We start from the raw sequence: 11,679 nt of genomic DNA on the forward strand, positions 1-11,679 counted from the left end.
GATAGGTTGATGAATATCAATTTTATCGATGAGGTTATAGCCTCTTTTTATATAAAAAAGGAAGCATCACGCTTCCTTACTCTTTAGTATGTAAGTTTTCTGTTGTTTCTTGATCAAAGTCTAAGCCTTCAAATTGTAAACGATAGTAATTCGCATATACGCCACCCTTCGCTAACAATTCATTATGTGTTCCACGCTCTTCCAAACCATTCTCATTAATGACGATGATTTCATCCGCGTTACGTATTGTGGATAAACGGTGTGCGATAGTAATGGATGTACGATTCTTTGCTAGTTCTTCCAAACTCTTTTGAATGTGACGTTCACTCTCATTATCTAATGCACTAGTTGCCTCATCTAGGATAAGGATTTTAGGGTCTTTTAGGAAGACACGTGCAATGGATATACGTTGTTTTTGACCACCAGATAAACGTGTTCCACGTTCTCCTACAAAGGTGTCATATCCATCTGGCAAAGACATTACAAAATCATGGATATTTGCTTTTCTAGCAGCATCTACGATTTCTTCGTCGCTTGCCCCAGGTCTTCCATACGCAATGTTATCTTTTATAGAACCCGTGAATAAATACACATCCTGTTGAACGATACCAATGGCATTTCGTAGACTCTTTAACGTTAAATCACGAATATCTTGCCCATCAATTTGGATGCTACCACTTGTTACATCGTAGAATCTAGGTAATAGAGAACATATGGTTGTTTTACCACCACCACTTGGACCAACTAAGGCAATGGATTTCCCAGCTTCAATGTGAATATCTACATGGTCTAGTACGGTTTCATCATTGTTGTAAGAGAAGCATACATCTTTATAATCAATAACTCCTTTTACATCTTTAATATCTTTTGCATTTGGTTGATCATAAATATCGGGTTCTGTTTCCACGACTTCAAGGAAACGTTTGAATCCAGAGAATCCTTTTTGAAACATCTCTGTAAATTCTACCAATACTTCTACAGGCGCAACAAAGATGTTTATATATAATGCATACGTCGCTAATTCAATCGCGCTTAATGTTCCGTTCGCAATGAAATATCCACCCGCAACCAATAAGGTTAAAAACAACATCCCTTGAAAGAAGTTATTTCCTGCATAAAATAATCCCATACGATAGTAATTGTTTTCTTTCGATTTTAAAAACTGTTGATTGCTATGGAAGAATTTATCACGTTCTACATCTTCATTCGCAAATGATTTAACAACACGAATACCAGCTAAGCTATCTTGTAAGCGAGCGTTAACACCCGCAATCTTTTTACGATTATCCATAAATGTAGATTGCATCTTTTTGTTTTGAACCAAAGAAAATACTAGCATTAATACAGTAACAATAACCAATAGAATGGTAAGTGGGATATTGATCATACATAACAAACTAAAGGAACCGATAATTTTTAATAAAGATATAAAAACATTTTCAGGACCATGGTGTGCTAGTTCTGATATATCAAATAAATCAGATACCAGTTTACTCATCATTTCTCCTGTGTTATTTTTATCATAGTAAGAAAAGGAAAGGCGTTCAAATTGGTCAAATAGATCTTGTCGCATATCACTTTCCATACGTGCTCCCATAATATGACCCTGTGCAGATACATAGTAACGAGCAATGGAGCGAATGATATACATAATTCCAAGTCCACCCGCTAATAGTAGCAAACCGCTATATATGGCTTCTTTTGTATCTAGGTACAAGGTCCTATTTAAGTAATTTAAAATCTGTGGAAAAGCTAAATCAATGACACTGATTACAAGTGCACAAAGCATATCAAGGAAAAATATAAGCTTATAGGGTTTATAATAACTTATAAATTTTTTCATTATATTCATGTTACATCCTCCTTCTTCTTTACATAAACGTTCTGACTTATTATAATCTATTATGAGAGAAAGCTCTAGTAACATGCGTAAGAAAAACGAAAAAAAGGTGAGAATAATGGAATGGATACAAAAAGATTACATCATTAATGGATATCAAGTTAGTGCTAAGTATACAAAAGAAAATGTAGAAACTATTTTTCAACCCCTAATTACACAATTGGTAGAACTCCAACAACAAAAACAACAAAGAATATTGGTGTTCTTCGCGGCACCACCAGCGTGTGGGAAATCAACACTAGTAACCTTCTTATGTGATCTTGCGAAAGAACTGGGATATGATAATATGCAATATGTTGGTATGGATGGATTCCATTATCCCAATGAATATTTGGATTTCCATTTTATCAAAGGGAAATTATTAAGAGAAGTGAAAGGGTGTCCTGAAAGTTTTGATTTGGGGAAACTTAGAAATTATATTATAGAAACAAAGGCAAAAGATATAGATTGGCCAGAATATGATCGTAGTATTCATAATCCTAAGGAACATGCGATTCATATCCATAAGGATATTGTGTTGATTGAAGGAAATTATTTGTTGTTGGAAGAAAATGGATGGAAAGAATTGAAACAGTACTGTGATTACTCTGTTTATATCCAAGCAAATGAACATGTACTTGAAAAAAGATTGATTGATCGTAAGGCAAAAAGTACCAATACAAGAGAAGAAGCAATTGCTTTTTATCAAAAAAGTGATCAAAAAAACATCCAACGAGTTCTAGAGAATACGTCGGATGCTGATTTGAAATTAGAATTAGATGCTCTTGGGGTGTATCATCAAATATAATTTACATTATTTGCTAAGTTCACAAGAGATACACTAAGGCCAATAATAAGAAGATAAATAACAACATAAATAATTGGCGTTATATGTTTGAAATAGGAGAGTAGAGAAGCACCTTTATGTTTTTTAATATAGGATGCGATCTTCTCTCTTTTTAGGAACAATGCAATACATGCAAATAGGATAAGTGCAATTTCAAAAATTATAAACCCATTAGATACTATATCATTATCCATATAAATAGTTGCGACCATACTGATCGCATTATTTATAAAGTGAATAAGGATGGCAGGCAATAATGAATTGCTGCGCAATACAACGTAACATAATACAAGAGATATAAAGAATGTTGGAATTGTTTGTGGGATATTGCCATGCGCAAGTGCAAATAGTATCGATGTAATAATAATCGCGAACATATTTCCAAAACGCTTTAATGCGGTTAAAATTAAACCACGATATAACAACTCTTCAAAGATTGGTGCTACAATGCAGACCATAATAAACATTAAAATGTTATTTAACAAATCATACTGTAAAGAAAAGTCTGGTGTTGTTAAGGTGATACCAACATTATTTAATAATAAATTCAAGAAATATACTAAGAAGCTTGCGATACTAGATAGGCCCATTCCAATACCCGTATAATACAAAATCTTGCCGAAACTAAATGGATTTTTCTTTAAGGTAGGAATTGTAATCTTTAAAGATTTTTTAAACAAATACACTACAAATAGAGTTGCCCCTACAGTTGCCACAATCGATGCAACGTTGGTAAAGGTTGTCATACTCATACTATTTTCAATGTCATACATTCCATAATAGGAAGTTGACATGTCACTAACTAAGATAGCAACCATGAATGGTACCATGCATAAGATAACTCCTAATTCTGAACCAATCAGCGCAAGTAGTGCACCTGCTGTAGCGTTACATACATAACTTTCTGTTTCGTGTTTTGGTTTTTTTGGTAATAGTGACTCATCCAACATCTTTCCACAACCTGGACACATTACCGCTTTTTCATCAAGTTCTTTTCCACAATATCTACAATACATAAAATTTCCCCCTTATCTATCAAACAGTTTTCTGCGTGATGTAGACTGAATAAACAGTTTCTTCAAAGAATCACTGTCATTGTTAATCAGTGTTTCTTTTAAATGATTGATTTCACCTACGAAATCATCGATTTCTTGAATCAATATATCTTTGTTCAAGAAAAATAGTTCGCTCCATAAATTTTCATTGATTTTCGCAATGCGTGTTAGATCACGGAAGCTATCTCCAGTATACTCTACTAAATGCGTATTGTCATTCGTATTCATTAAAGAAACCGCAATCGCATGTGTAAGTTGTGATACAAATCCAATCATTTCATCATGCTTTTCTGGAGTTAATACAGTGATATTAGAGAATCCTAATATGGACGCAAAGGAACGTAAGGTTTCAATAGCTTCTTTCGTATTCTTATCCGTTGGTGTAATGATAAAGTTCGCAATATTGAAGATTGCGTCATCCGCAAATTTTACACCACTAACCTCTTTACCAGCCATAGGATGAGAACCTAGAAATTCAAGATCTTCTCTTAGCAACTCTTGTACTCGGTAAACAACGCTGCTTTTTACACCACTTACATCCGTAATAAACGCATTCGGTTTCATATACTTTTGGTATGTTGAAATCCATTCAATCATTGCGTTTGGATAGAGTCCTGATATGATGAAGTCAGCTTCTGAAATCAAATCTAAATCAAAGGTGGAGCCGTTATCTATTATATTATGTTTCATCGCAAAATCAATACTAAGTTGATTGATTTCAATCGCATCTACATGATAACCATTCTTTTTTAGCCCCATGGCATAACTACCACCAATAAGACCTAGACCTACGATTAAAAAACGTGTATCTTTCTGAATCATAGCATTTCCACCTTTCCATTCACACCTAGCAAATCTTCAAAGAAAGCAGGATAGCTCTTGTTGATTGCTTGTGCATCATCGATGGTAGTGGTAGATTGACTACAGGTGGTTGCTATACTCAATGCCATAACAATGCGGTGATCATTATGTCCCTGTAATTCTTTGCTACAAGTATATTGTTGTTTCCCTGTAATGAAGATTTCATCTTCAGTGGAACGCATATCTACATTGAACTTATGAAGTTCTTGTTGCATTGCCTCAATGCGATCACTCTCTTTGATTCGTAATCTTCCCGCATTATAAATGTGTGTTTCTCCTTGTGAATACATCGCAAGGACACATAGAATTGGTCCTAAGTCAGGACAATTTTCTAAATTGATTTCATGTGCTATCGGATTGCCTTTATGAATATGATAACCACGTTCTATTTCATCCACTTGTATTTGGAAATCTTTTAAGATTGATAAGATTTGTTTATCGCCTTGTTTAGAATCATGATGTACACCTGTAATGGTTAAATCATGATTCAAAGCCGCAAGTACAGCAAAGAATGCCAATTGTGAATAATCTCCTTCAATTTCATAATCATGAGCTACATACGTTTGATTACCTGGAATATGAAGGGTATGTTCATCCATAAAAGATGCATGAACGCCATATAGTGCCATCATCTGCAATGTTAAATCTACATAAGATTTAGATTCGAAAGGTGGAAGAATGTGAAGTGTAGAGTCTTCTTTAAGTAGTGGTAATACAAACAATAAACCACTAATGAATTGGGAACTTACATCCCCTTTCATTGTATAGCTTCCTGCTTGTAGGGATTGATGAATATGAATGCCATCTTCACTTTGTACAAAATCCAATCCTTGTTCATGGAAGATATCTTCATATACCTTTTGAGGACGTTGTAGTAAACGACCTTGTCCAGTAAAGATAACCTCTTGATTACATAAAGAAAAGATGGGAATAAAGAAACGTAACGTAGAACCAGATTCGAGGCAAAAGATTTCTTTCTTTGCTAAATGTTGGAAATCTTTGATTCCTTCGATGGTAACACTATCTTTTTCTACAGTAATTTGTGCACCTAGATTACGCATCCCTTCGATTGTAGTTAAGATATCTTGTGAGAATGCAACGTTTGTAATCGTGCTTTTTCCTTGTGCAAGGGCAGCGCATATAATGGCACGGTGAGACATCGATTTACTTGGAGGTATATGAACACTTCCATTACATATAGAAGGGGATACCTTTGCTTTCATTACATATCCCTCCCGATAACGTTAGCGATTGCCTTTCCTTTTCGAATAACTTCTTTAAAGTTATCTGGTTTTAAAGATTGTGCTCCATCACTCCATGCACATTGTGGACAATCATGAACTTCAATAATCAATCCATCCGCACCAGCCGCAATCGCAGCCAAGGATGCAGCTTCAACCAATTCCCAATCTCCTGTCGCATGACTTGGATCAATGATAATAGGTAAATGCGTTTTCTTCTTAATCAAAGGAATTACACTTAAATCTAAGGTGTTTCTTGTATATGGTTCAAAGGTACGAATGCCTCGTTCACACAAGATAACATTCTCATTTCCCTCAGACATAATATATTCAGCGGACATAATCCACTCTTCAATTGTATTCGCTAATCCTCTTTTTAATAACACAGGCTTATTGGTTTTCCCAACAGCCTTTAATAAATCAAAGTTCTGCATGTTACGTGCACCAATTTGAATAACATCCACGTGTTCAACAAACTCCTCTAATTTATCAGCGCTCATAAGTTCACTAACAATAGGAAGTCCACTCTCTTTACGAGCTTCAACCATGGCTTGAATTCCTTCACTTCCCATCCCTTGAAACGCATAAGGACTTGTACGAGGTTTATACGCACCTCCACGAAGCATTACGCCACCTGCTTCTTTTACTTCCTTCGCCAGATGTACAATCATATCTTTTCCTTCTACAGAACATGGACCACCAATCACAACGAGTTTCTCTTTTCCACCAATACGTATACCATTTACATCCACTATGGTATCTTCTGGATGAAACATACGACTTGCCTTTTTGTATGGAGAGGATACACGTACAACGCTATCCACATGAGGGTTTGCCTCAATACGTTTTGGATCTACTTGAGAAGTATCCCCAACAACACCAAACACATTGTAATTTTCTCCGATACTTTCATGTATTTGTAATCCTTTTTCTTTTAATTGCTTCATGACACTTTCTATATCTTGTCTTGTCGCATCTTTTTTCATTGTGATAATCATAACAGTTCCTCCTTATATAGTTTTTATTTCTTATGCATCGATTTGGTTGCTTCTGCTTCCATCATTAAATCTAAAATACCAATTGCTAGTACACTATCTACCACAACTCTTGCACGGTGGATAATGGCAGGATCATGACGTCCTTCAATAACAAGCTTCACAGCTTCATGGCTCTTTAAATCAATGGTATCTTGTTCTTTATAAATAGATGGTGTTGGTTTGATTACACTACGTATCATAATTGGCATTCCATTGCTAATGCCTCCATTGATACCACCATTGTTATTTGTTTTAGTTTCTACTTTATTTGTATACGTGAGCGCATCGTTTGCTTCACTACCCAAGCAGTTCGCAAACCCAAAACCTAATCCAAATTCCACACCTTTTAAGGCAGGAACACTAAACAACAAATGAGATAATCTACTTTCGATAGAATCAAAGAAAGGTTCTCCTACACCCGTTGGCATATTCAAAATACAACTTTCCAATATACCGCCAATACTATCCCCTTCTTGCGCAACTTCTGTAATCATTTCTTTCATCTGCACTGCTTTTTCATCATCAAGAACAGGGAACTCTTTTTCATTCACATTCTCAAGATCTTCTAATAAATGTGTACTATCAAAAGGTCGATCATAAATATCCTTGCATTGTAATATGTGGGAGCCTATTTCAATTCCTTTTTCTTTTAATACTTGTAAAGCAATCGCTCCTGCTGCCACAAGTGGGGCAGTAATTCTTCCACTAAAATGTCCTCCACCACGATAATCTTGATAGCCTTGATATTTTTCATCTGCTGTATAATCCGCATGCGATGGACGAACTCTATGTTTTGTCTTTTCATAATCATGACTTTTAGTATTTGTGTTATGGATGAGAATAGTAAGTGGTGTACCTGTTGTATACCCATTGAAGTATCCACTCACAATATGAAGTTCATCGCCTTCTTTACGTTGTGTAGAAATACGACCCTTCGCTTTTCTCTTCTCCATCTGTGCTTCTATAAAATCCATATCTAATTTGATACCAGGTGCTAGTCCATCAATCACTGCACCAATACTTTCTCCATGACTTTCTCCGAAGATTGTCACTTGTAATAAATTTCCGAATGTATTTTTCATACTTGACCTCTCAATATTTCACGCACTTGCGTAAGTGGTGTTTCCACTAATTGTGCACTTCCAAGTTCCTTTACACGTACAAGAGTAACACTATCATTTCCAGCTTTCTTATCACTGCATAATGTTTCATAAACTTGTTGTTCATCATAAGGAGCATCTTTACAAATTCCCAATTTATCATATAGGGCTAATACCCTTTGTTTTAAATCTTTATCATCAATGAAGTACAACATTCCCATCGCCACACATTCTCCATGTAGATAATCACTTAAATGATAATAACTTTCTATCGCATGTCCAATGGTATGTCCAAAATTTAAAATCTTACGTAAATGTTGTTCTTTTTCATCTTTTTCCACTACATCTTTTTTTACACATAAAGCTTTGTAAATGATGTTATCTAAATCCTGATAAATATCGCCTGTTTCAAATAGTTCAAATAAATCCTTATCATAGATTAAGCCAGCTTTAATCGCTTCTATTAACCCATTGATATAGTGACGTTTTGGTAGTGTTTTTAATGTATCCGCATCCACAATCACGAGCTTAGGTTGATAAAATGCACCTATGATATTTTTTACTTCGTGTAAATTGATGGCGACTTTTCCTCCAATACTACTATCGATTTGAGATAGGGTCGTTGTTGGTATTTGAATAAAATCAATTCCACGCATATAAGAAGAAGCGACAAACCCTGATAAGTCGCCTACAACGCCACCACCTAACGCAATGACACAATCCTTACGTGAAAACTTATGAGACAACATATCTTCACAAATTTCCTTATATACTTCAAAGCTCTTAGAGTCTTCTCCTTGTTCAACAATATGAATGTAACTCTCACGGCATTGTTCACTTAGTATTTTCGCGTATTGTGTAGGTACTCCTGAATCGGTGATAATCATCACTTTACGTTCAAGATTGACATAGTCTGACACATGATGTAAAGCACCATGTTCTAGTATGATGTCGTATCCGTTTTCTTTTAAATCAATGTGTAGTTTCATAAAAGTCCTCCCTTAAAGAAAAAAAGCACCGTTCATAGGACAGATGCTAATGTATATTTCGTTATAAAGAATATAGAAAATGACCATCATATGCAAATGTTGGCTTCATAACGAATTCAGCTAAAATAATAATATCCTTTGTTTTGCATAAATAATCACTCCAATTACTCTAATATCATAATATAAAATACTTTGAATTACAAGAGAAAACCTTTCATTTATGAAAAAAATTACAGAAAACTGAAAACAGAAAGAAAATTTTCATAAAATAGTGTTCGTATTGTTTACTTTATTGTATAATATATAAGAAAATGAGGTGATGACATGAGTTTGCTAGAGGATGCACGAAAACAGATCAATGAAGTTGATGAACAGATGGCAGAACTGTTTGAAAAGCGCATGCAGGCTGTGGAAGATGTTATCCATTATAAACAGGAAAACAATTTAGCAGTACTTGATACATCCAGAGAACAAGAAATTTTGGATAAGAATATTCACTATATACATAAGGAAGAGTATAAGGAATTATACAAAGATTTCATGAAGAATGTGATGGCACAATCAAGACGTTATCAAAAGATGGTAATTAGTAAAGATGTGGTTGGTTATCAAGGAACGCAAGGGGCGTTTTCTTATATTACCTGTACACATGTTTTTCCAGATATGAAAAAACAACGTTATGCAACTTTTGAAGATGTTGTAAATGCAGTAAGCAGTGGTGAGATTACTTACGGTGTAATTCCTTTTGAAAATAGCTATACGGGAGAAATTGGAGAAGTGTTGGATATTCTCATACAATATGAAAATGTATATATTCATGACATATACGATTTGAAAATTTCTCAGAATTTGTTAGGTGTAAAAGGTGCTCGTATTGAGGATGTACGCCAAGTGTATTCCAAAGACCAAGCGATTTATCAATCGAAGAAGTTTTTAGAAGGACGTAATATGGAACTTATTCCATATGCGAATACTGCTCTTGCGGCAGAATATGTCGCAAAACAAAATGATAAAACAAAGGCAGCGATTGCCGCAAAGGAAAATGCAGAATTGTATGGCTTAGATATCTTAGCAGAAGATATCAATACAAGTGCTCAAAATACAACTCGATTCATAATCATTAAAAGAGAGCTAGAACCTCATGGTAATGAATTCAGTATCTTATTTAAAACACAACATAAAGCAGGGGCGCTGTTAGAAGTTATGCAAATCATATCCAATTATGGATTTAATATGGAGAGCATTAAATCTAGATCCATGAAAGATAGCCCATGGGAATATTATTTTTATGTAGAAATCGTTGGGAATCTACAACATGAGGCAGAACAGAAATTACTGGAAGATTTGAAAAAGGCATGTGCTTATGTACGTGTATTAGGGGCATATCAAAAAGAAAGTAGGGACGAGAAATGAGTTTTGTAAAAAAGAAAGTAGACACTACACCAATCGAAGATACAGTATTTGCGATTGTAAAAAAAGCAAAAGAAGATATTGCGAAGAATGGGCCTGAGGGGGTCATCAACGCAACCATTGGTTCCTTGTACAATGAAGAGGGTTCCATTGTCGCATTCGATAGTGTATTTACACCTTACAACAATATCGCAAAAGAAACCAAGGCAGCCTATGCAGGAAGCTTTGTAGGGAATGATTCTTTCCGTAAACAAGTATACCAGTGGGTTGTGGGAGATAGCAATTCTACACTAGCACACAGTGTTATTGCGACACCTGGTGGAACAGGGGCAGTTGCATTAACGGTACAAGAAATACTAGATGATGGAGAAACACTTATTATACCTGAGATTGCTTGGGGGTCTTATAAACTGATGGCAACTATGGATAATCTAAAAGTAAAGACCTATTCCTTATTTGATGGAGATCACTTCCATTTGGAGTCTTTCAAGAAAACTTGTTTGGAAGTTATGGAAACACAAGAAAAATTATTGATGATTATCAATGACCCTTGTCATAATCCAACGGGATATTCACTTACAATGGAAGAATGGAAAGAAGTAGTCGAATTCTTAAATGAATGTGGAAAGAAAGTACCAGTTGTTTTATTGAATGATATTGCGTACATTGATTATTCTTATGATTTAGAACACTGTCATGATTATATCAATACATTTAATGAATTCAGTGAGAATGTGATGGCAATCATTGCCTTTAGTTGTAGTAAATCATTAACTTCTTATGGACTTCGTTGTGGAGCTGCAATTATCATGGCGCAAAAGGAAGAAGATGTTCGTGCAGTGGAAATCGTATTTGAAAAAGAAGCACGTGCATTTTGGTCTAATGTACCCAATGCCGCTATGGAAAACTTCACCTATGTTACCACAACAAACTTAGCTGCATATACAGAAGAAAAAGATTACTATGTAAAACTATTAAAACAAAGAAGTGAAATTTTCTTAAAGGAATCTGATGCTTGTGGATTAGCATATTATCCATATAAAGAAGGATTCTTTGTAACAGTTAAGATTGAAGATAATGCGTGTCGTGATAAATTCCATGATGCATTGATGGAAAAACATATCTATACTGTAAAAGTAAACAAAGGAATTCGTGTTGCAGTATGTAGTTTAAGTACTGATAAATGCAAAGGCTTAGCAAAACAAATGAAAGATATTTTAGATACTGTTGCATAATGGTTAAGGGCTTCATATAAATATG

10 protein-coding genes are annotated in these 11,679 nt (G+C 34.9%); 3 read left to right on the forward strand and 7 right to left on the reverse strand.

Going from position 1 to position 11,679, the window contains the following annotated elements; all coding sequences use genetic code 11:
- Positions 1–76: 76 nt before the first annotated feature.
- Positions 77–1,852 carry an ABC transporter ATP-binding protein gene (locus ACWG42_RS06015; protein WP_455790836.1) on the reverse strand — a complete coding sequence of 592 codons (1,776 nt, stop codon included), beginning with the start codon at positions 1,850–1,852 and terminating at the stop codon, positions 77–79.
- Between the two features lie 106 nt (positions 1,853–1,958).
- Between ACWG42_RS06015 and ACWG42_RS06020 the strand changes: the two genes are divergently transcribed.
- Positions 1,959–2,687: a nucleoside/nucleotide kinase family protein gene (locus ACWG42_RS06020; protein WP_455790837.1), complete on the forward strand. Its 729-nt coding sequence runs from the start codon at positions 1,959–1,961 to the stop codon at positions 2,685–2,687.
- Here the strand turns inward: ACWG42_RS06020 and ACWG42_RS06025 are convergent.
- Genes ACWG42_RS06025 through aroB form a run of 6 tightly spaced genes read right to left on the reverse strand, consistent with a single transcriptional unit; the run spans position 2,678 to position 9,009 of the window.
- Positions 2,678–3,742 (reverse strand): CPBP family glutamic-type intramembrane protease, encoded by a 1,065-nt coding sequence (locus ACWG42_RS06025; protein WP_455790839.1) that lies wholly within the window; start codon positions 3,740–3,742, stop codon positions 2,678–2,680. The genes ACWG42_RS06020 and ACWG42_RS06025 overlap by 10 nt on opposite strands.
- Positions 3,743–3,754: 12 nt before the next feature.
- Positions 3,755–4,603 (reverse strand): prephenate dehydrogenase, encoded by an 849-nt coding sequence (locus tag ACWG42_RS06030; RefSeq protein WP_455790841.1) that lies wholly within the window; start codon positions 4,601–4,603, stop codon positions 3,755–3,757.
- Complete coding sequence (gene aroA, locus ACWG42_RS06035) at positions 4,600–5,865, reverse strand: 3-phosphoshikimate 1-carboxyvinyltransferase (protein WP_455790843.1); 1,266 nt, start codon at positions 5,863–5,865, stop codon at positions 4,600–4,602. The genes ACWG42_RS06030 and aroA overlap by 4 nt, the downstream gene beginning before the upstream one ends.
- Positions 5,865–6,881, reverse strand: coding sequence for a 3-deoxy-7-phosphoheptulonate synthase (gene aroF, locus ACWG42_RS06040; RefSeq protein ID WP_455790844.1), 1,017 nt, complete (start codon positions 6,879–6,881; stop codon positions 5,865–5,867). The genes aroA and aroF overlap by 1 nt, the downstream gene beginning before the upstream one ends.
- Before the next feature lie 23 nt (positions 6,882–6,904).
- Positions 6,905–8,002: a chorismate synthase gene (gene aroC, locus ACWG42_RS06045; protein ID WP_455790845.1), complete on the reverse strand. Its 1,098-nt coding sequence runs from the start codon at positions 8,000–8,002 to the stop codon at positions 6,905–6,907.
- A complete protein-coding gene (gene aroB, locus ACWG42_RS06050) occupies positions 7,999–9,009 on the reverse strand; it encodes a 3-dehydroquinate synthase (RefSeq protein ID WP_455790846.1) in 1,011 nt (336 codons plus the stop codon). The genes aroC and aroB overlap by 4 nt, the downstream gene beginning before the upstream one ends.
- 324 nt (positions 9,010–9,333) lie before the next feature.
- On the opposite strand from aroB, the gene ACWG42_RS06055 reads away from it, so the two are divergent.
- Positions 9,334–10,422, forward strand: a complete 1,089-nt coding sequence (locus ACWG42_RS06055) for a chorismate mutase (RefSeq protein WP_455790847.1) — start codon at positions 9,334–9,336, stop codon at positions 10,420–10,422.
- Entirely contained in the window at positions 10,419–11,654 is a 1,236-nt protein-coding gene (locus tag ACWG42_RS06060; protein ID WP_455790848.1) for a pyridoxal phosphate-dependent aminotransferase, read from the forward strand. The genes ACWG42_RS06055 and ACWG42_RS06060 overlap by 4 nt, the downstream gene beginning before the upstream one ends.
- Positions 11,655–11,679: the final 25 nt, after the last annotated feature.

Source organism: Amedibacillus sp. YH-ame10, assembly GCF_053848885.1.